Consider the following 26,159-nt stretch of genomic DNA (forward strand, 5'->3'; position numbering starts at 1 on the left):
ACCATGAACCACGACGTCATCGTGCTCGGCGCCGGACTCGCCGGACTCGCCGCCGCCCGCGACCTCGCCGCGGGCGGAGCGGACGTCCTCGTCGTCGAGGCCCGCGACCGGGTCGGCGGCCGCGTCGAGCAGACCGCCCTGCCCGACGGGCGCATCGTCCAGCTCGGCGGGGAGGTCGTCGGCTCGGCCCACACGGCGTACACCGGTCTCGTCGCCGAACTCGGGCTCACCCTCGTGCCCAGCTACGTCGCCGAGCCCGGCGCCCTCGCCCGGGCCACGCCCGAAGGTGTCGGCGCCGGCGACCCGCCGCACTGGTTCGGCCCCGGCGACGACGCGTCCCACCACAAGGTCACCGCCGCCTTCGCCGCGCTCGCGGCCGGCGTCGACCCCAACGACCCCTGGTCCCATCCCGAGGCCACCGCCCTCGACCGGCTCTCCGTGGGGGCCTGGTTGCGCGACGAGGGGGCGAGCCCTGCCGTCGTACGCCTCTGGGAGATCGGCCAACTGGCTTTGGCCGACGCCTCGTTCGAGCGCACCTCGCTGCTCGCCGCCCTGCGCAAGCACGCGGCCGTTCCCGGGCTCGGGCACTACGAGTACGAAGCCTGGGAGGGGCTGCGGGTGGCCGAGGGTTCGGCGACCGTGGCCCTGCGGATGGCCGCCGGGCTCGACGGCAGGATCCGTACCGGCGCGCCCGTCGAGGCGCTCGTGGTCCGCCGCGGCGGCTGCTCGGTGCGTCTCGCGGGCGGCGAGACCCTCACCGCGGGGGCCGTCGTCAGCGCCCTGCCCGCCGGCCCGCTCCGCGCGCTCGCCGTCAGCGGCGTCGGCGAGGAGCGCCTGGCCGCACTGCACCGGCAACGCCACGCGCTCGCCGCCAAGTTCGTCGCCGCGTACGACCGCCCGTTCTGGCGCGACCGCGGACTCAGCGGCCTGTCCGAGTGCGAAGGGGTGCTGGGCAGCACCTGGCCGCAGAACGAGGGTGTGTTGTCCGCCCTGGTGCCGCCGGAGCGCTACGGCGTCCTGCTCGGCACCCCCGCCCACCTGCGCACCCCCGAACTCCTCGCCGAGATGGCCCGGTTGTACGGCGACGAGGCCCGCCGGCCCGGGGCCGCGTACCTGCGCCTGTGGGGCACCGACCCCTGGACCCAGGGGTACGTCACCCAGTGGGCCCCGGGCGACGTCATGGCCGTCGGCCCCCGCCACGGCACTCATGAACCGCCCTTCTACGTCTGCGGTTCCGACCAGTGGGTGGCCGGATACATGGAGGGCGCCGTCCGCACCGCCCGCGCCGCCGCGAAGGAGGCCCTGCGTCGTGGCTGACCGTCTGCTGAACCACATCGGCGGTCGGGACCGCCCCGCCGCCTCGGGGGCGACCACCGAGCTGGTCGACCCCGCCACCGGCCGCGTGCACGGGCACGCCCCGCGCTCCGGCCGGGCCGACACCGACGCTGCCTGCGTGGCCGCCGCGGCCGCGTACGGGCCCTGGTCGGCCACCACCCCGGCCGCGCGGCAGCGGGCGCTGCTCGCCGTCGCCGACGCCGTCGAGGCCCACGCCGACGAGCTGACCGCGGCGGAGACCGCCGACACGGGGAAGCCGGTGGACCGGTTCCGCGCCGAGGAACTCCCCGCGATCGCCGACGCCTTCCGCTACTTCGCCGGGGCGGCCCGCAATCTCCCGGGACCCGCCGCGGCCGAGTACACCGAGGGCCGCACCTCACTGCTGCGTCGCGAACCGGTCGGCGTCTGCGCCCAGATCACGCCGTGGAACTACCCCTTGATGATGGCCGCGTGGAAGATCGCCCCCGCGCTCGCCGCCGGCAACACCACCGTCCTCAAACCCGCCGACACGACCCCTTCCTCGACCGTCCTGCTCGCCCGCCTCGCGGCCCCTCACCTTCGCCCGGGCGTCCTCAACGTCGTCTGCGGCGACCGAGACACCGGTCGCGCGCTCACCGCCCATCCCGCCGTCGCCCTCGTCGCGCTCACCGGCAGCGTGCGCGCCGGGCAGGAGATCGCCGCGGCCGCCGCGAGCGGCCTCAAGCGGCTCCACCTGGAGCTCGGCGGCAACGCGCCCGTGATCGTCCACGACGACGTCGACGTCCCCGCCACGGCCGCCGCCCTGGCCCAGGTCGCCTTCTACAACGCCGGCCAGGACTGCACCGCCCCCACCCGCTTCCTGGTCCACACCCGCATCCACGACGCCTTCCTGGACGCCCTCGCCACCGGCGCCCGCGCCCTGCGCCCCGGCACCGACCTCGGGCCCCTGAACAGCGCCGCCCAACTCGCCTCCGTCCGCGCCCTGCTCGAACGGCTGCCCGGCCACGCCCGGATCGTCGCGGGCGGGACGCGCCCCGCCCGACCCGGCTTCTTCCACTCCCCCACCGTCGTCGCCGGGGTACGCCAGGACGACGAGATCGTCCAGGAGGAGGTCTTCGGCCCCGTCGTGACCGTGCAGGCCTTCACCGACGAGGCCGACGCGCTGCGGCTCGCCGACGACGTCCGCTTCGGACTCGCCGCGAGCGTCTGGACGACGGACCACGACCGGGCGATGCGGGCGACCAGGTCCCTGCACACCGGGATCGTGTGGGTGAACACCCACGGCACGACGGTCTCCGAGATGCCTCACGGCGGGGTCAAGCACTCCGGGTACGGGAGCGACCTGTCGCTCTCGGGCCTCCTCGACTACACCCGGCCCAAGCACGTCATGCTATGACCCACGGCTCCCACCGCGGGCGGGCGACGCTCATGAGCTCCACCGGTCGCAGTATTCGACGTGGATCTCGCGGGCGTCGCCCAGGGTGCCGTCGTTCCCGTGGAACTGCGTGCAGAAGTGTGGGTGGTTCGGGTGCACCGGGACGTGGCCAGGCCCCTCGCGGGCGACGTCGAGAAAGTGTCCCGCGGTCCCGCGGAACACCTTCGCGCTGCCGGTCATGAACAGGGTCTCGGCGTGCAGGTGCTGGTGGAACAGGTCGCGGTTCTCCCGGTGGTGACGTGCCTCGTGGTCGGCGTCGGTCATCTCGTGGTCCCGCTCCGCCTCGGGAAGGCTCACGGTGTGCGGGCGCCCCGGGCCGAGACGGCCCCGCACCTGCTTCCAGCGCGAGGGGGCGAACTGCAGCGAGTGGTGCAGGAGTACCAGGTCGAGCCGGGAGCCGCTGTCGTCCGGCACGTCCCCGCCGGGCGCGCGGTTGGCTCGCAGCGGCACGTGGATCAGGGAACGCGGCGAGCGGGCCGCCAGCATCCACAGGCCGGCGAGAGCACGGGCGGTCTCCCGGTCCAGGTAGACGTCCAGGTGCCGGTCGTGGTCGACGAGCACCGCGCGGGTGAGCGGCCGGCCCGGGCGTACGACTCTGAACTCGGCAGCACCCAGGCGGGCCCGGTGTATCACGACGGGTAGCTCCACTAACGCTCCGTACTCTCGGCTGCCGGCCTTCGGCTCCCGGCTCTCAGCTGTCAGCTCTCAGCTCTCAGCTCTCAGCTCTCAGCTCTCAAGATCGTCAGGGTAGGCGGCGCGGCCCACCGGAGCGCGGGGATTTCGCGCGGGTGCTCCCCCACCCGGGGCGGTCCGCCCGGCCGTCGCCTCCCTCGGCGGGCTCACGCCACGGGACTCCCGGGGCCGGCCGGCACCGGCCTGCGGCGTCCGTCCGCCGAGGTCGACCACGTGCGGCCCGCCGACGCCCGGCCGGGCAGGTCAGTGCCCCTCTCGGAGCCCCCACGGGGACTCGTACGCGGTGAGCAGGTCGAGGAACGGGCGCGGCGGCAGGGCCTCGGGGCCGAGGACTCCGCTGCCCTTCCACGTACCGGCCGCGATCAGCTCGAGGGCGATCACCGGGTTGACGGCCGTCTGCCAGACCACGGCCTGGGAACCGTACTCGCGCATCGACCACTCGTTGTCGACGACGTGGTAGAGGTACACCTCGCGCGCCGCACCGTTCTTCGTCCCCTTGACCCACGTGCCCGCGCAGGTCTTGCCCTTCATGCGGTCGCCCAGCGTCGCCGGGTCGGGCAGACACGCGGCCACGACGTCCCGCGGCGAGACGGCGACAGGCCCCTCGGGGCCGGGCACGGTGACCTTCGCGGTCGCGTCCAGTCCCAGCTCGTGGAGGGTCTTCAGCTTGGCGATGAAGTCGTCGCCGAGGCCGTACTTGAACGTCACCCGGCGCGCCCCCACCCAGCGCGGTATCAGCAGCACCTCCTCGTGCTCGACGTTCACGCACTCCACCGGGCCGATGCCCTCGGGGAAGTCGAAGACCTCCGGCTCGCTGAACGGCGCCGTGGTGAACCATCCGCGGTCCTTCTCGTAGACCACGGGCGGGTTGAGGCACTCCTCGATGGTCGTCCAGATGTTGAAGGAGGGCGCGAAGTCGTAACCCTCGACCGTGAGGTTCGAGCCGTCGCGGACGCCGACCTCCTCGATCTCGTCGAAGAGCTCGTCGGCCGCGTACCGGGCGAAGACGTCGGACAGGCCGGGCTCCACCCCCATGCCGACCAGGGCGAGGCGCCCGGCCCGCTCCCAGGCCTCGCCGTGGGCGAACTGCTCGTCCCCGAGCTTCACCCCGCACCGCGCGTACGGGGCGGTCGCATGCGGCGCGGACAGCGACATCGCCATGTCCATGTAGTGCGTACCGGCCGCGAGGGCCGCGGTGAAGAGCGGCATCACGAACCGCGGATCGGTGGCGTTCAGGAGCACGTCGCAGCGTTCCTCGATCAGGACACGGCGTACCGCGTCCTCGTCGGAGGCGTCCAGGCGCCGCGCGCTGAACCGGCTCCCCGCGTCCCCGAGCGCGGCGACGGCCGCCTCGGCCCGGGCCGGGTCGTAGTCGGCGACGACCATGTGGGCCAGGAAGTCACGGCGGGCCGCGATACGGGTGACGGCGGTTCCGACGCCGCCCGCACCCACGAGAAGTACGCGCATGTCACACACCAGTTCCTTGAGACGGTCCGGGCGCCGGGAGCCCGGGGACACTTCGATGGAACACCGGCTCGGCGATTAAGGTCTACGGCGTTGGCATAAGCTCGGCAGGAGAGCCCGAAACGAGAGCTCGCGAACGCGGAGGGTGGGTCCCGTGGCGAAGAAGGTGGTGCCGGAGGCGGACCGGCGCAGGCGGCGGCCGACCCGGCAGGGCACCGTCCTGTCGGAACGGCTGATCGTGCACACGGCGCTGCGCATGCTGCGCGAGCACGGCAGCGCCGGGTTGACCGCCCGCCGCCTGGGGAGCGCCCTGGGCGCCGACCCGAGCACCCTGTACCGGTATTTCGCCGGTCTGGACGACCTGACCCGGGCCATCGGCGAGGAGCTGATGGGACGGGCGCTGGACAGCTGGGTGGCCACCGGACAGTGGCGCGCCGACCTCCATGCCCTCGGCCTGGCGATCCACGCCTCCTATCTCGCCCATCCCCAGGCCGCGCTGCTGACCGCCAGCCGGGTCACGGGACGGCCCCGGGAGATCCAGGTCGACGAGACGATCCTCGGCATCCTCCGCGGCGCGGGCTTCGGCGACGCGGACGCGGTGGGCGTGTACCACGCCTTCATCGACCTGGCTCTGGCCTTCGCGGCCCTGGACGCGGGGGCACTGGCGATCAAGGACGAGGCCCGGGCGGCAGACGAGGAGATGTGGACCACCACCTACGCCCGGCTGTCCCCCACGACCCACCCCCACATCGCCGCCACCGCGCACCTGCTGGCCGACCGGATGAACCAGAGCGCCTACCCGGTGGTTCTGGACACTCTCCTGGACCGGGCGGAGGCGCGGCTGGCGACCGTACGAAACCGCGGGACGGGTCAGGGGAAGCGGACGGGTGCGCGGCCGGGACCGGGCACCTGAGGGGAGCCGGCCGGATTCCTCCGCGTCCGGGGCGAGCGGATTGTTGCCGCAGCGTGGCGATCGCGTGGCGATGCCGCCCTGTCCCCGAGTCACGGCCGCCGGGGCGCCTAGCATCCGGGAGAACGGCCCTGGCGTCGTCTGCGCAGGACCGTCCCCCGTCTCCGCCAAGGGCAGGTTCCCGTGAGCACTTCCCCCACCCTCCCCGTCGACGAGGCGCTGCCTCGCCTGTCCGAGCTGAGCGTCGTGGACGTGCGGACGCCCGGAGAGTTCGCCACCGGGCATCTGCCGGGCGCTGTCAACATCCCGCTGGACCGCGTCGAGGCCGGTCTGGCGGATCTGCGGCAGGCTGCCGACAGGCGACCGCTCCTCCTCGTGTGCGCCTCCGGCGCCCGTTCCGAGAAGGCGGCCGTGACCCTCGCCTCCCATGGGATCCCCGCGACGTGCCTGGCCGGCGGGACCCGGGGCTGGAGCACCGCCGGCCACCCGCTGACGTACCCGCCGGGCCCGGTGCGGGGCGTCTGGGCGATGGAGCGTCAAGTGCGCTTCACCGCAGGGGCCGTGGTGCTCCTCGGCCTGCTTCTGGGGCTGTCGGTGCACCCGGCCTTCTCGTTGATGTCGGCGGGGATCGCCGGTGGTCTGGTCTTCTCGGCGCTCACCGACACCTGCGGCATGGCCGTGGTCCTCGGCCGGCTCCCGTGGAACCGGCGAGGAGAAGGGGATGTCCGACCTCGTTGAGAGCGTGCCACCGCCGGTCGGGATCATCCATGGAAGGCGGCGGTCGTGCAGGAAGTGGCACAGCACGAGGTGAGCGAGAAGCGCGTGACCGAGGCGCTCGACGGCATCGGGAGGAGGGCGTTCGGCCACTGGCACGACATGCGTTACGGCTCCTTCGCCCTCGGCCGTCTGCGGGACATGAGCGACGACCTGCTCGACCACGTCGCCGCACGCAGTCTGAGCGCGCCGGAACTCGACGACGCGTCACGCGCCGCTCTGCGGACCGCGGCGGAGTGCGTCCTCGGGGTGATCAGTCTCGGCTGCTTTCCCAACGGCGATCAGGAGATAGCGTTTCCGCTGGTCGGCGAAGAGCTCACGAGCGAGGAGCTGGCCTTCGAGGACGTGGTCGACGAGGCGCCCACGGCACGGACGTGGCTGGACACCTTCGCGGTCGTCGTGGTCAGTGGCCTGGTGTGGGACCGGCAGCGGGTCGCCGGGCTGCTGCTGCGGGAGAGCTACGCGTCGTCCGTCCGGGACGGGCTGCCGTACGCGAAGCTGACGTCGACGTCGGAGCCGGCCGACCTGGCGGCCATGGAAGCGCTGTGCGGCTACCTGACGCAGGCGAGCGGGCACCTCCCCCGCGACTGGCCGGCCGTCCCCCTGTGCAAGCCCTCCCCAGAGGAGCGGGCCGAGGCCGCCCGGCGACTGGACGCCGCGGGCGAACTGACGCCGGACCAGCGCCTGTTGCGCGTCCTGCTCGACGACGACCAGGCAGCCTTCGAGCAGGCCCTCGTGAACCGGCTGGTCGCGCACCGCGAAAGCCTCGACGCGGACCCCGCCCCGCGGACCCTGCTGCCTCTGGAGCCGCTCGCCCTGACAGCCCTGGCGGTCCAGGTCCACGGGTGGGAACTGCGCGTCCGCTCCGGCTATCTGCCCCAGGGGATCGTGGGCCGCCCTGACGCGCTCCGGCGGGCCGGCGACTCCGGGCGGAACGACCTCGGCCACCGACCGGCCTAGCCGGGGTCGGCTGCCCCTTCGGGTCGCCCGACGCGACGCTCACGGCTCACTACCGGCGGCCCGCCCAGCCGGTTCCCGTGGAGCAGCAGTCACACAGGCGTCCCGCCGGGCGCGGGGTCACGAAGCCGCGCGGGACGCGTACGCGCGGACGTCGGCGTCCGGGTCGTGGGTGGCTGCGGTGAGGGCGTTCCGGGCTCCGGGGGTGGTGCGGTGGACCAGGAGGGAGAGGACGGCGGCCTTGCGGACGTCCGCGTTGGGGTCGGCGGTGAGGATGCCGGCGAGGGCGGTGACGGCCTCCGCGGGCGGGGCCGCCCGGAGGGCGGTCGCGGCACCCGCCCTGACCTGCCAGGCCGGGTCGCGCAGGGCGGCCGCCGCCCGCGCCGCGTACGGCGGCGGGCAGCCGGTCGTGGCCAGTGCGGCCAGGGCGGCACCCCGGACGACCGGGTCGGGGTCGTCCACCAGTTTGTCGAGCGTCGCCGGGGCCGGGGCGTGCACGGCCGCGAGGCCACGGGCCACCGCGACCCGCACCTCGCGGGCCGGGTCCGCGGCGGCGGCCGCCAGTTCCCCGACCGCGTCCACCGAGACCAGCGCCCGCACGGCGGAGATGCGCACGTCGATGTCACTGTCGGTCAGCGCGGCCGCGTAGACCACGGCATCGCCCAGGCGCAGTGCGCGCAGCACGTCGAGCGCGGCTCCCCTCACCAGGGGGTCGGCGACGTCCAGCGCCGCGCGCAGCGCGGTGCCCGACTCGGCTTCGGCGGGCAGCACTTCGACCAGTTCCCGCAGTGCCGCCGCGGCGGCGGCCCGGACCGGCGGTGCAGGGTCCCGCAGGCGGGCGGCGAGGACGGGGCCGAAGCCGGCCGGGGCCGTCTCTCCGAGGGCGGCCACGGCGGCCGCCCGCACCGCGGGGTCGGCGTCGGCGAGATACGGACGGAGGTCCTCCAGCTCGGGAGACTCCTCGGCGAGGGAGAGGAGGCGGAGAAGGGCGGGGCTGGGTGCGGCCGCCAGTTCCGGAGCCTCACCCACGGCTTCGGCGTCGCCGGCCGCCGTCAGCGGGGCCGGCGCGGCCTCCCTCGGGCCCGCCGTGGCGACGGGCACCAGCGCGACCTCGCCCAGGTGCCGCTCCGGGCCCGGTGACGGCGTGAACTCCGGCACCGGCACCACGTACGGCTCGACCGGGCGGGCGGTGAACTCCATCGTCCCCGAGGCCGACTTGCGCAGGTCGAGGTGGTGCAGCCAGCCGTCGTCGTCCCGGCCCGGATGGTCCAGTCGCTCGTGGTACAGCCCCCATCGCGACTCGGTCCGGGCCAGGGAGGCCCGCGCGGCCATCTCCGCGCAGTCCCTGATGAAGGAGACCTCCGCGCACCGCATCAGTTCGTGCGGTGTGCGCGCCCCCATCTCCTCGATGTCCGCCGACATGCGGGTGAACGCCTCGACCGCCAGGGATAGCTTCGCGCCGGTCTTCGGCGGAGCCACGTAGTCGTTGACGAACCGCCGCAGTTTGTACTCGACCTGCGGCTGCGGCGGTCCATCGGGGTTGCGCAGGGGCCGGTAGACGAGGGCGTGGGCGGCGGCCAGCTGGTCCGCGGGCAGCTCGCCCTCGTACGCCTGGTACTGCGCCGCGTCCTCGCCGGCCAGGTCGCCGAAGACGAACGCGCCGATCATGTAGTTGTGCGGGACGCAGGCCAGGTCGCCGGCCGCGTACAGCCGGGGCACCGTCGTCCGGGCGTGGGCGTCCACGCGTACCCCGGAGGCCGAATGACCGCCGCACAGCCCGATCTCCGAGATGTGCATCTCGATGTCATGGGTGCGGTAGTCGTGGCCGCGGTTCGCGTGGAAGGTGCCGCGGGTGGGGCGTTCCGTCGTGTGCAGGATCGACTCGACGGCGCCGACGGTCTCCTCGGGCAGATGACTGAGCTTGAGGTACACCGGGCCCCGGTCGGAGGCGAGTTCGGCCGCGAACTCGGACATCATCTGGCCCGACCAGTAGTCCGACTCCACGAAGCGCTCGCCGTGCCGGTTCACCTGGTACCCGCCGAACGGGTTCGCGACGTACGCGCACGCCGGTCCGTTGTAGTCCTTGATGAGCGGGTTGATCTGGAAGCACTCGATCCCGGTGAGCGCGGCCCCCGCGTGGTAGGCCATGGCGTAGCCGTCGCCCGCGTTGGTCGGGTTCTCGTACGTGCCGTAGAGGTAGCCGGAGGCGGGCAGGCCGAGCCGGCCGCAGGCGCCGGTGGCCAGGATCACCGCGCCCGCCCGGACGATCACGAACTCGCCGGTGCGGGTGTGGAACCCCGCCGCGCCGATCGCCCGCCCGTCGTCCGGGTGGGTGAGCACCCGTACCGGCATGACCCGGTTCTCGATCCGGATCCGCTCGCGCATCTCCCGCCGCCGCAGCTGCCGGTAGAGGACCTTCTTGACGTCCTTGCCCTCCGGCATCGGCAGGACGTACGACCCGGACCGGTGCACCTGGCGCACGGCGTACTCGCCGTGCTCGTCCTTCTCGAACTTCACCCCGTACGACTCCAGGCGCTGGACCATTCCGAAGCCGCGGACCGCGGTCTGCCGGACGGTGGACTGGTCGACGACGCCGTCGTTGGCGCGGGTGATCTCGGCGACGTAGTCGTCGGGTTCGGCCCGCCCCGGGACGATCGCGTTGTTGACCCCGTCCATTCCCATGGCGAGGGCGCCGGAGTGTCGGACGTGCGCCTTCTCCAGCAGCAGCACCGACGCACCGCGTCCGGCAGCGGTCAGCGCGGCCATCGTGCCCGCGGTGCCGCCGCCGACGACCAGGACGTCGCAGGTCAGTTCGGTCGCGTCGGCGAGCGCGGGGACGGGCAGAGGGGTGTCCACCAGCGTGTCCACGGGGTTGCCTTTCGGGTGGCTCTCGGACGGCCGAGAGGGGTTCGGGAAGGGGGCTCAGAGGGAGGCGAGGATGCGGCGTCGCGCCTCGACGGTGCCGGGGGCCGTACGGGCCTCGCGCTCCCGTGGGTGCGGTACGTCCAGCACCTGCCCGGAGGCGAGCTGGAGGACCCGGTCGCCGAGGTGCAGGGCCTCGTCCACGTCGTGGGTGACGAAGACGACGGTGGCGCCGGTGCCGCGCAGGATGTCCACCAGAAGGTCCTGCATCCCTGCCCGGGTGTGCGCGTCCAGCGCGCCGAAGGGCTCGTCCATCAGGACCGCACGGGGGCGTCCGGCGAGGGCGCGGGCCAGCTGGACCCGTTGCCGCTGGCCGCCGGACAGCTGGTGCGGCAGCTTGTGGGCGTGGTCGGCGAGGCCGACCCGGTCCAGCCACTCGACCGCCGAACGCCGCCGCTCGGCACGCGGGACCCGTCGGACGGCCAGCGGCAGTTCCACGTTGGCGCGGACGGTCCTCCAGGGCAGCAGCGCGTCGTGCTGGAAGACCAGGGCCCGGTCGGCACCGGGCCGGTCGATCGGCTCCCCGTCCTGACCGACCCGCCCCGCCAGCGGGGGCAGAAGCCCCGCGAGCGTACGCAGCAGGGTGGACTTGCCGCAGCCGGAAGGTCCGACCACGGCCAGCAGTTCTCCGGGCGGGATGCTCAGCGTCACCGTGCCCGGCACGGCGGCGCCGTCCGGGTGGCCGAGCCGCACGGCTTCCAGGGTGAGTTCGGCGCCGGTGGGCGGCGCGGGCGCGACGCTCATGGGACGGGCTCCTTGCGGGGGACGGTGACGGTGTCGGTTTCGGTGACGGCGTCGGCGTCGGCGTCGGCGTCGGCGTCGGCGTCGGCGCCCTCGCCGGCACGGGCATGCGTCCGTGCGCCGGCTTCGGCATCGGCTTCGGCGTCGTCGAAGCCGGCAGGCGGGGTCGTGCGGCCCTCGGCGTCCGTGTCGGCGACCTCGGCGTGCGAGGTCGTACGGGCGGACCCCGGCGCCGTAGGGGCGGAATGGGACGCCGTAGGGGCGGAATCGGACTCCGTACCTGCGGCCTCCGTCGGGCGGGCGGACCGGCGGCCTCTGCCGAACGGCGGGCGCGGGACGTCGGCTCCCCCGCGTCCGGCCGGACGTGGCAGCCACGCGGTCGCACGCCGGCCCAGGAACTCCACCGCCGTCGAGGTGAGCCAGCCGAGGCCGCCGATGGTCGCCATGCCGACGAACACCCCCGGATAGTCGACGACGGTGTAGTCCTGCCACGTGCGGTAGCCGACCCCGTACTCGCCGGAGATCATCTCCGCGGAGATCACGCAGATCCACGCGACGCCGATGCCCACCGAGAGGCCGCCGAAGATGCCGGGGAGCGCGCCCGGCAGCACCACCGAGCGCAGCACCCTCAGCCGGCCGCCGCCCATGGTGAGGACGGCCTCCTCCCAGGCCGGCGTGAGGGCCCGGACGGCGTGCCGGGTCGACACCAGCACGGGGAAGAACGCGGCGGTGAAGGTGATGAAGACGATGCCCTGCTCGTTGGTGGGCAGCAGCAGGATCGCGACGGGGACCAGGGCGATGGCCGGCACGGGCCGCACCACCTCGACCAGCGGCCCCAGCAGGTCGGCGGCCCAGCGGGAGCGCGCAACGGCCGTACCGGCCGCGACCCCCAGGACGGAGGCCAGCAGGAAGCCGACCGTGATCCGGCTCAGGCTGTGGCCGAGGTCCTGCCAGTAGGTCGGGGTGCCGATCCGGTCCGCGAAGGCGGAGGCCACCTCGACGACGGTGGGGAACTGCTCGAACCGCAGCCAGAGGTTGACGTCCAGGGAGGTCAGCAGCTGCCAGAGCAGGAGGGCCGCGACGAGCGAGCCCGCCCGGACCAGCCGACGGCCCGCGCTCATGACGCCAGCCGTACGGCGTCCGTGTATCCCACGGTCCGGGCGCCTGGGTGCCCGGATACGTACGCCTCCGCGTTGGCCGGGGTGACGAAGGCCCGCAGCCGCTTGCCGTCCGCTACCCAAACGGCCTTGTCGGCGAACCACAGCGTGCCGGTCAGCGCGTCGGGCACGTAGGCGGCCCGTACGTCGGCAGCCTTGACTGCCTTCAGCAGCTCTTCGGGAGTGTCGAAGGAACGCGTGGTGGACTGCCCCTTGAGCCACAGTTCCGACTTGGCCGTGCCCGCCTTCGGGTACGCGGGGCCCGCCGCGGCCCGCTTCAGCGGCGCCGGGTCGACGAAGGCGTCCACGTCCACGTCGCCGACCAGCTTGGCCGCCTTCAGCAGGGGGACGTCCTGCTTCAGCGCGGCGATCAGCTCGGGGCGCAGCTGCGGGTCGAAGGTGGAGATGCCGTTGGCGCCGTTGTAGAGGTAGACGACCTCCGCGGGCAGGCCGGTGGCCTTCGCCACCGACTCGGCGGCCGCGACGGGCCGGGTGCGCAGGTGGTCGGTTGCCCGGCGCTGCGCCGTGAGGAAGTCGTCGAGGATCCCGGGCCGTTGCTCGGCGAACTTCTGTCGCACGGTGACCCCGTGGAAGGTCGGCAGGTCGAGCACCGCTCCGTCGTAGAGGGCCTGGGCTCGGCCCTGGAAGGCCAGGAGGCCCGGCCAGGCGACGAACTGGGACAGCGCGTCGGCGCTGCCGGCGGTGAGTGCGGACGCGCCCACGCTGGGCTGCTGGTTGAGCTTCCGGACGTCCTTCTCCGGGTCGAGGCCGGCCCGTTCCAGCGCGCGCACGAGCGTGCCGTCGGCGGCCGAGCCGATGCTGGTGGACACCTTCTTGCCGCGCAGGTCGGCCAGTGACTTCAGGGACGAACCGGGGGCGGTCACCACCGTGTTGAGCCCGCCGCGCAGGTTGTAGCCGGTGACGGCGACGAGCCGGGTCGGCTGCCGCAGCTGCTTGCCCCGGGCGGCGTTGATGAGCAGGGGGAAGTCGCCCATCGAACCGATGTCGATCTTCCCGGCCGTCATCTGGGCGGTGATCGGGGCACCGGTGGCGTAGTCCTGCCACACGACCTTGTACGAGACGCCGTCCTTCTTCCCGCGTGCCGCGAGCTCCTCCTCGAAGTAGCCGAGGGAGCGCAGCAGCGTGCCGGCGGTGACGGTGTTGATGGTCTTCGACTGGTAGCCGACGGTGACGGTGACCGTCCTGCCGTCGCTGTCGGCGCCGGCCGCACCGCCGCAACCGGTCGCGAGGGGAAGCAGCGTGGTGGCAAGGAGCGCGAGGAGCGGAATTCTCTTGCGGGACATGGAAGGCCGGCCTTTCAGCGGAGCAGATAGGGCATGTTGACGGTGACCGCACCGGTGGGACAGCGCGCGGCGCACGGGCCGCAGTACCAGCACTCGTCCACGTGCATGTACGCCTTGCCGTTGTCCTCGCGGATGGCGAGGGAGTCGAGCGGACACATGTCGACGCAGAGGGTGCAGCCGTCGATGCACCGGGACTCGTCGATGGTCACGGGCACGTCCGAGCGCTGCGGAACGAGAGGCATGGCGGTCTCCAAGACCCGAAAGGGGGCGGGAAGGGGGAGGAACGAGGAACCGGGAACGCCGGAAGGCCCGACGGGCCGGCCCTCGGACGGACCGGGGAAGGGGCGGGGAGGAGGTACGGAGGGATGAGGCCGAAGCCGCGGAGAGGGGCGAGGGCGACCGGGGAGACCGGGCACGCCTGGCGCCGGGGAAGGGACGCGGCGGAAGGTGCCGGCGGACCGGCCCCGCGTATCAGAGTGACCGGTGCAGCACGCCGCCCATGGTGATGCGGTCGCCGCGGAAGCGGATGAACTCCAGGTCCACAGGGCGCCCGTCGGGCAGACAGGTCAGCCGCTCCAGCATCAGTACGGCCGCGCCGCGCGGGGCCTGGAGCACCGCGGCGGAGTGGGCGTCGGCGTTGACCGCCTCCAGGGTGATCTCGGCGTGGCCCAGCGGGCCGCCGGTGAGCACCTCTAGCAGCCGGAACACGTCCGTGTTCTCCAGGTCGCAGCCGAGGAGTTCACCGCCCAGGTCCATGGGCAGGTAGGACAGGTCCAGGGACAGCGGCAGACCGTTGAGGCGGCGCAGCCGCTCGATACAGAGCACGTCGCTGTGCTCGGGCAGTCCCAGTCGGTGCGCCACCGGCCCCGGGGCGGCGACCGGGCCGACCGTGCGTACCTCGTTGGTGACCCGGCCGTGCTCGCGCAGGGTCTCGGCCAGGCCCTGCAGCCGTTGGAGGCCGTGCGGGTACTTCTCGCACACCACCACGGTGCCGACGCCGGGCTGCCGCTCGACCAGTTGCTCACCGCGGAGCAGGTCCATGGCCTGACGCACGGTGTTGCGGCTGGCCCGGTAGTCCGCGGCGATGACGTCCTCCAGGGGAAGGATCCGCTGGGGGAAGCCACCCGTCAGGATCTGGTGACGCAGCAGATCGGCGAGCTGTCGGGCCCGGTCCGCACGCAGCCGTCGACGGCGCGCGGCGGCGACGGGGCGGGCTGCGGGGGTGGGTTCGGCTGGCATGGCAGGGAACGTACCCGGGGAGCGCCACCGGTGGTGTTGCCGCAGTATTGCGCCACCTGACACCTTGTATGCACGGCTCTGACCTGCACTTTCCCGGACGCTGCGACAAGATCCGCCACGTCCGCGTCCACCACGTGGACACGCGACCACCCACCAGGCGGCCGGTGCTCCCGACGGGGAGCGGGCTCACCCTCACCGGCGTGCCGGGAGGCGGCACGGGGTGGTGGGGACGGCGCCCGGGCCCCGGTGCGACCCGGCTTCGCCCCTCCGTTCCGGCGTGCGGAGGGGCACACTGGCAGGAGGGGGCGGAAGGCCTGCCCCGCCCGGGGTCCGGCCGGTCCCGCCCGCTCGTGGAAGAGGGTGCGTGGATGCCCAGAACTCGGACCTCGTCCCGCTCTCGCTACGCCCCCGACAGGGGGCTCACGACGCGCATGGCGACGACGATGTTCCTGATCGGCCTGCTGTACGTGGTGTTCGTCGGCGTCCTGCTGGTCCTGCTGCGCGGCTCCTGGCCGGTCATCCTCCTGATCACGGGTGCGCTGTTCGTCGGGCAGTTCTGGTTCAGCGACCGGATCGCCGCGCTGGGCATGGGGGCCCGCGAGGTGAGCCGCGACCAGGCGCCCGAGCTGCACGGCACCGTGGACCGGATCTGTGCGCTCGCCGACATGCCCAAGCCGAAGGTGGCGATCGCCGAGAGCGACGTGCCGAACGCGTTCGCCACGGGCCGCGGCGAGAAGACCGCGCTCGTCTGCGTCACGACCGGCCTGCTGCGGCGCCTGGAGCCGGACGAGCTGGAGGGGGTCCTCGCGCACGAGATGTCCCACGTGGCGCACCGGGACGTCGCGGTCATGACCATCGCGTCCTTCCTCGGCGTCCTCGCCGGGATGATGACGCGGGTCGCGCTCTACAGCGGTCTCGGCCGCAGCCGGGACAGCACCATGGGCCTCGCGGTGATCCTCGTCCCCGTGGTCAGCGCCGCCGTCTACGTCGTCAGCTTCCTGCTGACCCGGGTGCTGTCCCGGTACCGCGAACTGGCCGCCGACCGCGCCGCCGCACTCCTCACGGGCCGTCCGTCGGCGCTCGCCTCCGCGCTCACCAAGGTGAGCGGCGAGATGGCCCGGATCCCGACGAAGGACCTGCGCAAGGCGGAGCCGTACAACGCCTTCTGGTTCGCGCCGGCCTTCTCGTCCAAGGAGAGCCTGAGCCGACTGCTCTCCACCCACCCGACCCTCGAGCAGCGGCTCGAGCAGCTCGCGCGGATCTCGGCGCAGCTCGGTGGGGCGTGACGGCGGTGGGGCTCCTCGACAGCATCCTCGGGCGCAGCCGGCCGGTGCGGCCCGATCTGGACCGTCTCTTCGGGTTGGCCGCCGCGGCGCTCACCCTCCAGGCGGGCACGGGCTTCGTCCCGGCCGGAGCGGGGTCGGTGTGCTTCGCCGCGGTCGAGGGGGGTGCCTTCGCACGTCTGAAGGGAGAGGTACGGGATCTCCTCGACGTCGCGGTGGCGGCCGAGCCCGATCGGGGTGCGGGCGGCGAGGGCGCCCAAGCGGAGGCGTACCCCGTGACGTACACCTCGGACGCGTACGGCTACACGTGGCTCACCGTCCGGCGGCCCGCGGAGGACCTGATCACGCTGGTCAACGACCTGCACGCGGTCAACGCACTCCTTGAGGAGGCCGGCTTCGGCCCGAACCTGCTCTGCTCCCTGACCGCGTTCCGCGCTCCGGCGGCAGGGGAGCAGGCCCCTGCGCCGGAGGGCGTCCGGACGGGGGCCGTCCGGACGGAGGGTGCGTGGTCGGACGATCCGGGCGCCGACGGGCACCGGGCGCGCGACCTCGCGCTCGTGTACCTCTACAAACGCGGCACCTTCTATCCCTTCGCGCCGCGCACCGATCGCGCCGAGAGCCGCGACAACGCCCTGGAGCTCCAGGTCAGAGGGCTGCTCGCCGGCGATCTCGCGATGGAGCCGGACATGGAGCGGTGGTTCCCGGTCTGGGGTGCGCCGGGACTCGGCGGGGAGGAGCGGCTCCCGGGCACGTGAGCGCCGTGCGACCGGGCCGTACCGGGGGGCCGGCTCCGGCGCGGGGGGCCGTGGTCGTCGGGCGTACCGGGCACCGGGTACGGCGCCGGGGGTACGCGTCGCCCGCTTCGACCGGCGCCTGGGCGGGGTGATGTGGGCCGCTCGTCCGTACGGATCGTGCGGGGCCGTCAGTCGGCGATCGGCCAGTTGAGTTCGGTCCGCAGGTCACGCGGGTCCATGTCCGGGGTGGGCCGCGTCACGTACACCTCCCACCGGTCCGCACCACCGCGCAGTCCTTGCGCCTCGATCCAGACCGCGAGTCGCTCCCAGGACTCACCGAGCCCGTCGAACCCGCCGTGGTGGGTCACCCTCGCGACCCGCCCGCCGGGGAGTTCGCCGGTGACCACCCCGTCCTCGGGCCGCACCGCCCGCCCCGTGACGAATCCGACCTCCAGGTTCAGCTTCTCCCCCGGCCCTCCGTGATGGAGCCCGAACGCGGCACTCCTGGGCGGGACCTGTTGCCGGTGCAGGACCCGGCCGAGCGCCCCGAAGGCCCCGTCGAAAAAAGTGCGCAGTTCCTCGGGGGGCACGACGCCGCGCACGACGGCGGTGATCTCGGGTTCGAGATCCACGAGCCGGGGCTGCTGCCCGGGGTCCGGGGTGGTGCTGCCGTGGTCGCTCTGCATGCTCATGTCGCTCCCGACGCTCCGGTCCACGTGGACGGCTTACGGCGAACGTACCGACCGGACGCGCGTCGGAAAGTCATCGCCGCGCCCGGAGCCGCGCCACGAGCCGCGCCCGGAGCCGCGCCCGCCCCGTAGGGCGCGGGGCCTCGCGCCGTGGAGCCTCGCGGCGTACGGCCTCACGGCGTGAGGACGACCTTGCCGGTCACCGTGCCCGACTCGGCGAGCCGCAGCGCCTCGGCGACCCTCGCGAGCGGAAGGACGGCGGCGACCCGGGCCGTGATCTCGCCGCGCCCGTGGGCGGCGAACACGTCCGTGAGGTCGGCGCGCAGACGGGCGCGGAAGCGGTCGGCGGCGAAGGCCCGGCCGGCCCAGATGTTGAAGAAGCAGGCGCGGCGTCCGTTGGGCAGGGCGTTCCACAGCCACACCCGGCCGAGGATCTTGAGCACCGGCCACTGCTTGGAGCCGGTGTCGTCGCGCGTGGCGGCACTGCCGTACGACACGAGCGTGCCGCCGGGGGCGAGCAGGCGCCACGAGTCGCGCACGCTGCGGCCACCGATGTGGTCGAAGACGGCGTCCACTCCCCCGGGCGCGAGTTCCCGGACGCGGGCGGGCACGTCCTCGGTGCGGTAGTCGACCGGCGTGACGCCCAGGGCGCGCAGGGCGTCGTGGTGCCGTGCCGAGGCGGTGCCGATCACGGTCGCACCCGCCGCGCGGGCGAGCTGGACCAGGACAGTGCCGACACCGCCGTTCGCCCCGTGCACCAGGACGGTCGCGCCGGCCCGGACCCTGGCCTTGCCATGCAGCATCTGCCAGGCGGTGATCCCGTTGACCACGAGCGCCTCGGCCTCCGCCGCACCGATGCCGTCGGGCACCGGCACCGCGTCGGCCGCGTCGACGACCACGTGGCTGGCCCAGCCGCCGACCTTGACGAGCGCGGCCACGCGGCGGCCCACGAGCCCGGCGTCGACCCCCTCGCCGACCGTCGCGACGGTGCCGACGAGGTCGTAGCCCGGCACGAAGGGGAAGGGCGGCTGATCGTAGTAGCGGCCGCGGCGCATCTGCTGTTCGGCGAAGGACACGCCGGTGGCCTCCATGGCGACCACCACCTGTCCCGGGCCGGGGGCGGGCACGGGACCTCGCCGCAGCCGGAGCCCCTCGGGCTCGACGGTGCCGGGCAGGACGACCTCGACCAGTTCCTTGGTTTCCATCTCACACCTTCCCAAGAGCATTTCGCTTGAGTTAGAAGCTATAACTAAAATGACAAGGGCGAGTGAGACTGTCAAGCACTTGCCCGAAACGGACCGCTAGCCCATCTCGACATCGCGATAGGGTGTAACGGACGGTGGGCGTGCGACGGCGCCGACGCCTGCCGATAGCGAGGGAGGCGGAGGCGGGAAGTGGACGCGCGAAGGGCGATGGGTGACGAGCGATGAGTGAGACGACGGCGACCCCGCGCGAGCGGTACCGGAACCAGGTGCGCGCGGAGATCAAGCAGCATGCGTGGGCGCAGATCGCGGAGGCCGGAGCCTCGGCCCTGTCACTGAACGCCATCGCCAAGCGGCTGGGGATGAGCGGCCCTGCGCTCTACCGGTACTTCGCCGGCCGGGACGAGCTGATCACCGAGCTCATCCGCGACGCCTACCGCAGCCTCGCGGACACGTTCCACGCCGCCGCGGCGGACGGTGCCGACCTCGCGGCGCTCGCCCACGCACTGCGCGACTGGGCGCTCGCCGACCCCCAGCGCTACTTCCTCGTGTACGGCACTCCCGTTCCCGGGTACCACGCGCCCGACGACGTCACCGGGATCACCCAGGAGATCATGAGCGTCCTTCTCGACGCATGCGCCGCACGGCCGGACGGCGCCACTTCCGCAGCGCCCTTCGACACTCACCTCGCCACCCACCGCCAGTGGGCCGACCCCCACCCGGCCCCACCGGCGGCCCTCCGCCGCGCCCTCGCCTTCTGGACCCGCCTGCACGGGGCGCTCTCCCTGGAACTCGCGGGCCACTTCACCGGCATGGGCTTCGACCCGGCCCAGCTGTACGCCACGGAAGTCGACGAACTCACCGGCCCAGGCCCCTCGAGCGCCTGACCGCCACACGGCACGCCGGTCACCCCCGGGCGCCGACACCCGCCGCGCCAACCGGAATCCGCACACCCCCGCCCGCTACGGGCCCGGCGCCCCCGCCGCGCCCGCCCGTGAGCCCGTCCGGCTGCCCGTCGGGGAACCCTGCTCGACCTGCGGAGCCGTTCAGCGGACCCAGGCGCGGGTGAGGGTCTGCACGGCGGAGCCGTCCAGGTCGGCGAGGGTGGTGCCGACGAACTCGCGGGCCCACTCGGAGGTCTGGACGCGGAACGCGGGCGCGTCCGCGTTCAGGGCCTCGACGATCGGGGCGGCGGCCTCGAACGACGTCTGGGCGTTGCCGAAGGACTGCTGGGTTCGCGCCAGGTACGCCTGGAGGGCCGGGGCGTACGGTCCGGCCGCGGCAAGCATGGCCGGGATGTCCAGGCCGATGTTGGCCACGAACTCGCTCGCCACCGCGCCCGGTTCGATCACGGTGACACCGACGCCGACGGTGGCGGCCACGGGGGCGAGCGACTGCATGAAGCCCTCGACGGCGAACTTCGCGGCGCAGTAGGCCTCGTTGAAGGGCTGTCCGACCGCGCCGCCCACGCTGGTGACGGTGATCACGCGGCCCTGGGACGCCCGCAGGTGGGGCAGGGCGGCGCGGGTGGCGGCGACGACACCGAAGAAGTTGACCTCCATGGCGGCGCGGACCTCGTCGAGGCTCATCCGCTCGATGGTCCCGACCTGGGCGGCGCCCGCGTTGTTGACCAGGGCGTCGAGGCGCCCGTGCTCGGCGATCACCTCCTCCAGGCATGCGGCGATGCTGTCGGCGTCGACGACGTCCAGGCGCTTGACCTGGATCCGGTCGGTGACCGCCTGCTCGGCCGCCTCCTTGAGCAGGGTCTGGGCCTTGCCGGTGTCGCGCATGGTGGCGACGACGGTCCAGCCGGCCCGGGCGGCGGCCACGGCCGCGGCAAGGCCGATACCGGAGGACGTACCGGTGATCAGGACGGTCTTCTCGCTGGGCATCAAGGGTTCTCCTCGTCCGTTCGACGGAGCGCCCGGCCCGATAACCGGGGAACTCCCCATTTAATCCCGGAGGCTAACCGGGGAACTCCCCGGTTGTCCAGATAGACTGGATACCGACGAAGGGAGCAGCCTTGACCACCCAGCCGAGCGTCTTGCGCGCCGATGCCCGCCGCAACCGGGAGCGCATCCTCGAAGCGGCCGTGCGCGCCTTCGCCGAGAAGGGCGCGGACGTCCCCATCGACACGATCGCCAAGGCCGCCGGCGTCGGCTCCGCCACGCTCTACCGCCACTTCCCCACCCGCGAGGCACTGGTCGAGGCGGCGTATCGCAACGAGCTGGCCCGGGTCTGCGACAGCGCCGCCGAACTGCTGGCCGAGCTCCCGCCGGACCGGGCGCTGCGCCTGTGGATGGACCGCTTCATCGACTACCTCGCCGCCAAGGAGGGCATGGCCGACGCCCTGCGGGCCGCTGTGGCCTCCGGCGCGGACCCCTTCGCCGAGACCCTCGACCGGCTCGGCGCGGCGATCGACTCCCTGCTCCACGCGGGAGCCGACGCCGGCCTCCTGCGCTCGGACATCGATCCCTTCGACGTCGGCCTCAGCCTCGCGGGGGTCGCGCTGATCACCAGCTCGCCCGCCCAGCGGGACCGGTCCGGCCGCCTTCTCGACCTGCTCCTCGACGGACTCCGCCACGGGGCGCGGGGATAGTCCCCCACAGGCGGACAGCGCCCGTGAGCCGTTCTCGCCCTGGTGCCACGACCGGGATCCCGATGCCGCGACGGGGCTCGGCAAACTCGTCCGGGAAAATCTCGAAGAAGTTCGTACGGCGATGTCGAGAAGCCGCGTCCGGCTCCGTCCCAGGGGTGAACGCGACCACAATGGGTCGCAACCGCGAGGAGGATCACCATGGCGAAGTACCTGCTCCTGAAGCACTACCGCGGCGCCCCGGCTCCGGCCAACGACGTACCGATGGACCAGTGGACCCCGGAGGAGATCTCGGCGCACATGCAGTACATGCACGACTTCGCGGCCCGGCTGGAGAAGACCGGCGAGTTCGTCGACGGTCAGGCCCTCGCCCCCGAGGGAGCGTGGGTCCGCTACGACGGCGAAGGACGCCCTCCGGTCACCGACGGGCCGTTCGCGGAGACGAAGGACCTCATCGCCGGGTGGATGATCATCGACGTCGACGACTACGAGCGGGCCGTCGAGCTGGCCGGGGAGCTCTCGGCCGCCCCCGGGGCGGGCGGGAAGCCGATCCACGAATGGCTGGAGGTGCGCCCCTTCCTGGCCGCTCCGCCCACCATCACGGAGTGACCTCACCGATGGACGAGGTCCTGCTGAGGAGCCTCACGCCGAGCGTGCTCACCGTCCTCGTCCGCCGCGGAGCCGACTTCGCGGCGGCCGAGGACGCCGTGCAGGACGCACTGGTCGAGGCGCTACGGGTCTGGCACGCGGACCCACCGCGGGACGCCAAGGGCTGGCTGGTCACCGTGGCCTGGCGCAAGTTCCTCGACGCGACCCGGGCGGACGCCGCCCGGCGTCGCCGTGAGGACCGCGCCGAGGAGGAACCGGCGCCCGGCGCGGCGCCCGCGGTGGACGACACGCTCCAGCTCTACTTCCTGTGCGCCCACCCGTCGCTCACCCCGGCCTCGGCGGTCGCCCTCACGCTGCGTGCCGTCGGCGGGCTGACCACCCGACAGATCGCCGAGGCCTACCTGGTGCCCGAGGCGACCATGGCGCAGCGCATCAGCCGCGCCAAGCGCACCGTCTCCGGTGTGCGCCTCGACCGGCCCGGCGATGTCGCCACCGTGCTGCGCGTCCTCTACCTCGTCTTCAACGAGGGCTACTCCGGCGACGTCGACCTCGCCGCCGAGGCCATCCGGCTCACCCGGCAACTCGCGGCGCGCATCGCCCATCCCGAGGTGGCCGGGCTCCTCGCCCTGATGCTGCTCCACCACGCCCGGCGCGCCGCCAGGACCGCACCGGACGGCAGCCTTGTGCCGCTGGCCGAGCAGGACCGCGGCCGGTGGGACACGGCGCTGATCACCGAGGGCGTCGTGATCCTGCAGGCCGCCCTCGCCCGCGACAGGCTGGGCGAGTTCCAGGCCCAGGCCGCCATCGCGGCACTCCACGCCGACGCGCCCACCGCCGAGGAGACCGACTGGGTGCAGATCGTCGAGTGGTACGACGAACTCACTCGCCTGACCGACAGCCCCGTCGTCCGGCTCAACCGCGCCGTGGCCGTCGGGGAGGCCGACGGGCCGCGCGCCGGCCTCGCGGCGCTCGCGACGCTGGATGCCTCGCTTCCCCGCCACACCGCGGTGGCGGCGTACCTCCACGAGCGCGACGGCGACCTGGCGACGGCGGCGCGGCTGTACGCCGAGGCGGCTCACCAGGCACCCAACCTCGCCGAGCGCGACCACCTGACGCGTCAGGCCGCCCGTCTCAACGCCCGCCGATCACCCTGACCGCTTCGCGCGCCCGGCTCCTCCCGCGGCACGGGTCAGGTGTCCTTGGCGCCGGGCGCCCGCTCGCTCGCTCCCGGAAGGCCGTACCGGGCTGCCCGTGGCAGTGGAGGCGGGCATCGGATCACGGCCCGGGTGCCCGGGAAGGGCCGCCGCGCCCTCGGCGCCGCTCACCGGCACGGGCCACGAGCAGCGGCTGGAAGAACCCGGTCTCCTCGGGCAGCCGCCACTCGATGTCGACGAACCCCGCCTCGGCCGCGAGGGCGCACAGCGTGTCCCGGCCGAGCGCCCAGTAGGTGGTCCGGCGGACCTGGACGCGCCACTCGCCCCCGGTCCGGAGGAGCTGGAAGTGCTCCAGGTCGTAGCGCTCTCCGTCGTCGTGCCAGTGCCAGAGCTGGAAGGTGACCATCCGCCCTTCCCCGCCGGGGTCGTCGGCGCTCCCGTGGACCTGCGGCGGCGTGGACGGCGGGTGGTCGCGCACCAGGTCGTCGTAGGGGCGCGTGCTGACCATCAGCAGGCCGGCGGGGCGCAGCACACGGCGCATCTCGGCGAGCGCGGCACGCACGTCCCGCTCCGTCAGCAGGTGCGGCAGCGAGTTGTCGGCGCAGACGACGGCGTCGAACCGGCGCTCGGAGAACGGCAGGTGTCGCATGTCGGCGGCGGCCGTGCGCAGGCTCAGGTCACGGCGGGCGGCCTCACGGGCGGCGCGGGCGGCGGCGCGCGGGCTGAGGTCCGTGCCGACGACATGGTGTCCGCGCCGGGCGAGGCCGATGGCCTGGGTCCCGATGCCGCAGGAGCAGTCGAGCACCCGTACGCGCTCCGGTCCGATCAGGGCGTCCAGGGCCTCCCCCTGTCGGCGGACGCTCGCTTCCCAGTCGGCGTAGATCAGGTGGTAGTCGGCGGCCAGTTCGTCGTAGAAGCGGGCCACAGGCGTCTCGGACATGGCCCGAGCGTACCGACGCCCCGGCGTGACTCCCCCGAGCGAAGCGCGCTGCGACACGGTTCTCGTCGGGAGGGACCGGAGCCGGAAGGGTCCGTCCCGGCTCCGGTCCCCGGGTGTCAGCCCCGGCGGGCGTGGAGCGTGTGCGCGCCCAGGGCGAGCGGGCTGTGTCCGACGAGTACGAGCCCGGAGTCCTCGAACAGGCGGGCGTAGTGGGCGACGGTGCGCTCGCGGCCGCCGGTGTTGCACATCATGTGGAGGTCCCACGCGACGGCGAGCGAGGCGGTGCCGTCGGTCGGCAGGAGGCGTTCGACGACCAGGAGGTCGGCGTCCCGGGGCATGGCGTCGGCGCAGTGCCGCAGGATGCTCCGACAGCGTTCGTCGTCCCAGTCGTGCAGGACCCGGGACAGGATGTACACGTCGTTGCCCGGGGGCACGTCGGCGAAGTCGCCGGCCAGATAGCCGCAGCGTGCGCCGACCTCGGTGCCGGCCAGCCGGGCGCGGGCCGCCGCGAGGGCGTGGGGAAGCTCCAGAAGGACGCCGTGCAGGGTCGGGTGCGCGGACAGGATGCGGCCGAGGAGCTCTCCGGTGCCGCCGGCGATGTCGACGACGGTACGGGCACGGCCGGGCGCGGTGGCGGCGGCCGTGAGCACCGGGTGGGCGGGCACGGCTTCGAAGAGGGGGGCGCTCGACGTCATGGACCGGTCGAAGAGCGCACGGAGTTCGGGGTCGCGGGCGAAGTGGTCGAAGTGGTTCTCGCCGAAGAGGTGCTCGAAGCCGGGCTGCCCGGTGCGGACCGCGTGGGTCAGGTGGGCGAAGGACTGGTAGAAGGGGCCGCCGTACATCAGCGCCAGCGGCCGCATGGAACTGGGGGCCTCGGCCTCCAGCAGCGCGCCGACGTCCGTGAGGCGGAACCCGTCCGGGCCTTCGCTGACCACGCCCAGCATCGCGAGGTACCGCAGCAGGGTCGCCAGGCTCCGCGGATCGGCGCCCACGGCCCGTGCCAGCTCCGCGGCCCCGATGCCGGTGTCGCGGTCCATGGCCTCCGGCAGCCGCAGTTGCCCGCAGGTCGCCAGGGCCTGGGTGGTCCAGGCTCCGGTCAGCAGCCGCAGAAGCGTCTCGGCGGCCTGGAACCCGTCCGGCTGCGCCGGGCTCGCCTGCGCGGAGGAGGGCCGCGGGGAATCGGGCTGCCCGGCACCCGCCCGCCGGTCGACCCGCTCCCCGACCGGCCGGCCGAGGTGCTCGGCGAGTACGTCCCGGTGGTCGCCGCTCGCGTACAACTCCACTCGCCCGTAAGGCGTCTTCGTACCGGAAGGGGCGGTGAAGTAGAACACGGTGCCGTCCTCGTGCGGGTTGTAGCCGCCTCCGTCGGCCGCGGCACCGTGGCGCTCGAAGCTCGCCAGCAGCCCGCGCAGCAGCAGCGGGTCGGGGCGCGCGACGTCGAAGGCGAGGTGTGCCTCGTGGTCCGCCCGGCGTTCGTCGGTGGCGATGCCGAACAGGCCCGAACCCGGCGGCACGGTCAGGGCGAACACCTCGACCACCCGGTGTTCGCCGTCGGGGCCCTGGACGGCGGGCCGGAGAATCCTTACGTCAAGATCCGCGGCGTCGCGGTGATGACGTGCGGCAAGGCGGTCGCGGACGACGACGCTGGGCTGCGCCGGGACATCGGCAGGCAGCCCGCACGCGGCGAGCTGCCTGCGCAGGGCGTGCTCGTCCGGCGGGAACACGAGCACGGCGGCGTGAGCGAACCGGCACCGGTCGGTCAGCGCCCGCAGTTCGGGGCCGTCGAGACCGGGCAGCACGCGCGAGAGCAGGACGGCGGTGTCCTGTTCACGGACGAAGCCGGCTGCCGCCCCGAGTCGTTCCGCGTCGTCGACGGCGCTCGCCGTCGTCGCGGGCGTGGGCATGGCGAAGGAAGGGGAGTAGTCGCAGTGCATGGCCTGTCCGTAAGCGCAGGAGGAGACCCGGGCCGGCACCTGGAACGTGCCGTGCGCGGGCATGGGTGACCGCGGGCCGAGCCCGGGGTGAGAGGGAGGAGAGAAGGA

23 protein-coding genes and 1 pseudogene are annotated in these 26,159 nt (G+C 73.6%); 11 read left to right on the forward strand and 13 right to left on the reverse strand.

Annotated features, from left to right (window positions below; translation table 11 throughout):
- The first annotated feature begins 3 nt into the window (after window positions 1-3).
- Complete coding sequence (locus tag ACIRQF_RS01730) at window positions 4-1,317, forward strand: flavin monoamine oxidase family protein (protein ID WP_404087960.1); 1,314 nt, start codon at window positions 4-6, stop codon at window positions 1,315-1,317.
- Entirely contained in the window at window positions 1,310-2,710 is a 1,401-nt protein-coding gene (locus tag ACIRQF_RS01735) for an aminobutyraldehyde dehydrogenase (RefSeq protein ID WP_404087962.1), read from the forward strand. The genes ACIRQF_RS01730 and ACIRQF_RS01735 overlap by 8 nt, the downstream gene beginning before the upstream one ends.
- 30 nt (window positions 2,711-2,740) lie before the next feature.
- Here ACIRQF_RS01735 and ACIRQF_RS01740 read toward each other — a convergent pair whose 3' ends face one another.
- Both ACIRQF_RS01740 and ACIRQF_RS01745 read right to left on the reverse strand, forming a co-directional pair.
- A complete protein-coding gene (locus tag ACIRQF_RS01740; RefSeq protein ID WP_404087964.1) occupies window positions 2,741-3,382 on the reverse strand; it encodes a hypothetical protein in 642 nt (213 codons plus the stop codon).
- 303 nt (window positions 3,383-3,685) lie between these two features.
- Window positions 3,686-4,909, reverse strand: coding sequence for a saccharopine dehydrogenase family protein (locus ACIRQF_RS01745; RefSeq protein WP_382477858.1), 1,224 nt, complete (start codon window positions 4,907-4,909; stop codon window positions 3,686-3,688).
- 151 nt (window positions 4,910-5,060) lie between these two features.
- On the opposite strand from ACIRQF_RS01745, the gene ACIRQF_RS01750 reads away from it, so the two are divergent.
- The 3 genes from ACIRQF_RS01750 (at window position 5,061) to ACIRQF_RS01760 (ending at window position 7,550) form a co-directional block, all read left to right on the forward strand.
- Entirely contained in the window at window positions 5,061-5,819 is a 759-nt protein-coding gene (locus ACIRQF_RS01750; protein WP_404087966.1) for a TetR/AcrR family transcriptional regulator, read from the forward strand.
- Window positions 5,820-5,999: 180 nt separating this feature from the next.
- Window positions 6,000-6,554 (forward strand): rhodanese-like domain-containing protein, encoded by a 555-nt coding sequence (locus tag ACIRQF_RS01755; RefSeq protein ID WP_404087968.1) that lies wholly within the window; start codon window positions 6,000-6,002, stop codon window positions 6,552-6,554.
- Between the two features lie 45 nt (window positions 6,555-6,599).
- Window positions 6,600-7,550, forward strand: coding sequence for an immunity 49 family protein (locus tag ACIRQF_RS01760; protein ID WP_404087970.1), 951 nt, complete (start codon window positions 6,600-6,602; stop codon window positions 7,548-7,550).
- A 117-nt stretch (window positions 7,551-7,667) separates the two neighbouring features.
- Here ACIRQF_RS01760 and ACIRQF_RS01765 read toward each other — a convergent pair whose 3' ends face one another.
- The 6 genes and pseudogenes from ACIRQF_RS01765 to ACIRQF_RS01790 form a co-directional block, all read right to left on the reverse strand.
- Window positions 7,668-10,415: a fumarate reductase/succinate dehydrogenase flavoprotein subunit gene (locus tag ACIRQF_RS01765; protein WP_404087972.1), complete on the reverse strand. Its 2,748-nt coding sequence runs from the start codon at window positions 10,413-10,415 to the stop codon at window positions 7,668-7,670.
- 54 nt (window positions 10,416-10,469) lie between these two features.
- Window positions 10,470-11,213 (reverse strand): ABC transporter ATP-binding protein, encoded by a 744-nt coding sequence (locus ACIRQF_RS01770; protein WP_404087974.1) that lies wholly within the window; start codon window positions 11,211-11,213, stop codon window positions 10,470-10,472.
- A gap of 320 nt (window positions 11,214-11,533) precedes the next feature.
- Window positions 11,534-12,331: pseudogene (locus ACIRQF_RS01775) on the reverse strand (ABC transporter permease); the annotation flags it as partial.
- Window positions 12,328-13,671 carry an ABC transporter substrate-binding protein gene (locus ACIRQF_RS01780; protein WP_376627753.1) on the reverse strand — a complete coding sequence of 448 codons (1,344 nt, stop codon included), beginning with the start codon at window positions 13,669-13,671 and terminating at the stop codon, window positions 12,328-12,330. The gene ACIRQF_RS01780 and the pseudogene ACIRQF_RS01775, both read right to left, overlap by 4 nt.
- A 14-nt stretch (window positions 13,672-13,685) precedes the next feature.
- Window positions 13,686-13,913 carry a ferredoxin family protein gene (locus ACIRQF_RS01785; protein WP_376627755.1) on the reverse strand — a complete coding sequence of 76 codons (228 nt, stop codon included), beginning with the start codon at window positions 13,911-13,913 and terminating at the stop codon, window positions 13,686-13,688.
- Window positions 13,914-14,142: 229 nt separating this feature from the next.
- The gene (locus tag ACIRQF_RS01790; RefSeq protein ID WP_376627757.1) at window positions 14,143-14,910 is read right to left on the reverse strand and encodes a GntR family transcriptional regulator; all 768 of its coding nucleotides are present in this window, start codon (window positions 14,908-14,910) and stop codon (window positions 14,143-14,145) included.
- Between the two features lie 368 nt (window positions 14,911-15,278).
- Here ACIRQF_RS01790 and htpX point away from each other — a divergent pair, with 368 nt between their 5' ends.
- Window positions 15,279-16,196 (forward strand): zinc metalloprotease HtpX, encoded by a 918-nt coding sequence (gene htpX, locus ACIRQF_RS01795; protein WP_404087977.1) that lies wholly within the window; start codon window positions 15,279-15,281, stop codon window positions 16,194-16,196.
- Between the two features lie 5 nt (window positions 16,197-16,201).
- A complete protein-coding gene (locus ACIRQF_RS01800) occupies window positions 16,202-16,948 on the forward strand; it encodes a hypothetical protein (protein ID WP_404089478.1) in 747 nt (248 codons plus the stop codon).
- Window positions 16,949-17,115: 167 nt separating this feature from the next.
- Here the strand turns inward: ACIRQF_RS01800 and ACIRQF_RS01805 are convergent, their stop codons facing one another.
- A complete protein-coding gene (locus ACIRQF_RS01805) occupies window positions 17,116-17,619 on the reverse strand; it encodes a GyrI-like domain-containing protein (RefSeq protein WP_404087979.1) in 504 nt (167 codons plus the stop codon).
- Between the two features lie 170 nt (window positions 17,620-17,789).
- Window positions 17,790-18,821, reverse strand: a complete 1,032-nt coding sequence (locus ACIRQF_RS01810) for a medium chain dehydrogenase/reductase family protein (protein ID WP_404087981.1) — start codon at window positions 18,819-18,821, stop codon at window positions 17,790-17,792.
- A gap of 221 nt (window positions 18,822-19,042) precedes the next feature.
- Here ACIRQF_RS01810 and ACIRQF_RS01815 point away from each other — a divergent pair, with 221 nt between their 5' ends.
- The gene (locus ACIRQF_RS01815; RefSeq protein ID WP_404087983.1) at window positions 19,043-19,705 is read left to right on the forward strand and encodes a TetR/AcrR family transcriptional regulator; all 663 of its coding nucleotides are present in this window, start codon (window positions 19,043-19,045) and stop codon (window positions 19,703-19,705) included.
- Between the two features lie 159 nt (window positions 19,706-19,864).
- Here the strand turns inward: ACIRQF_RS01815 and ACIRQF_RS01820 are convergent, their stop codons facing one another.
- Window positions 19,865-20,710: an SDR family oxidoreductase gene (locus ACIRQF_RS01820; protein WP_389755632.1), complete on the reverse strand. Its 846-nt coding sequence runs from the start codon at window positions 20,708-20,710 to the stop codon at window positions 19,865-19,867.
- Window positions 20,711-20,841: 131 nt separating this feature from the next.
- Between ACIRQF_RS01820 and ACIRQF_RS01825 the strand changes: the two genes are divergently transcribed.
- The 3 genes from ACIRQF_RS01825 to ACIRQF_RS01835 all read left to right on the forward strand — a co-directional run bounded on the left by ACIRQF_RS01825 (window position 20,842) and on the right by ACIRQF_RS01835 (window position 23,177).
- The gene (locus ACIRQF_RS01825; RefSeq protein WP_376627767.1) at window positions 20,842-21,417 is read left to right on the forward strand and encodes a TetR/AcrR family transcriptional regulator; all 576 of its coding nucleotides are present in this window, start codon (window positions 20,842-20,844) and stop codon (window positions 21,415-21,417) included.
- A 198-nt stretch (window positions 21,418-21,615) separates the two neighbouring features.
- The gene (locus ACIRQF_RS01830; protein ID WP_376627769.1) at window positions 21,616-22,023 is read left to right on the forward strand and encodes a YciI family protein; all 408 of its coding nucleotides are present in this window, start codon (window positions 21,616-21,618) and stop codon (window positions 22,021-22,023) included.
- Window positions 22,024-22,031: 8 nt separating this feature from the next.
- Window positions 22,032-23,177 (forward strand): RNA polymerase sigma factor, encoded by a 1,146-nt coding sequence (locus ACIRQF_RS01835; protein WP_404089480.1) that lies wholly within the window; start codon window positions 22,032-22,034, stop codon window positions 23,175-23,177.
- A 121-nt stretch (window positions 23,178-23,298) separates the two neighbouring features.
- Here the strand turns inward: ACIRQF_RS01835 and ACIRQF_RS01840 are convergent, their stop codons facing one another.
- Together ACIRQF_RS01840 and ACIRQF_RS01845 are read right to left on the reverse strand one after the other, a co-directional pair.
- Window positions 23,299-24,117, reverse strand: coding sequence for a class I SAM-dependent methyltransferase (locus tag ACIRQF_RS01840; RefSeq protein WP_404087986.1), 819 nt, complete (start codon window positions 24,115-24,117; stop codon window positions 23,299-23,301).
- A 116-nt stretch (window positions 24,118-24,233) separates the two neighbouring features.
- Complete coding sequence (locus tag ACIRQF_RS01845; RefSeq protein ID WP_404087988.1) at window positions 24,234-26,051, reverse strand: methyltransferase; 1,818 nt, start codon at window positions 26,049-26,051, stop codon at window positions 24,234-24,236.
- Window positions 26,052-26,159 lie beyond the last annotated feature (108 nt).

Source organism: Streptomyces sp. NPDC101191, from assembly GCF_044767915.1.
Taxonomy (GTDB): domain Bacteria; phylum Actinomycetota; class Actinomycetes; order Streptomycetales; family Streptomycetaceae; genus Streptomyces.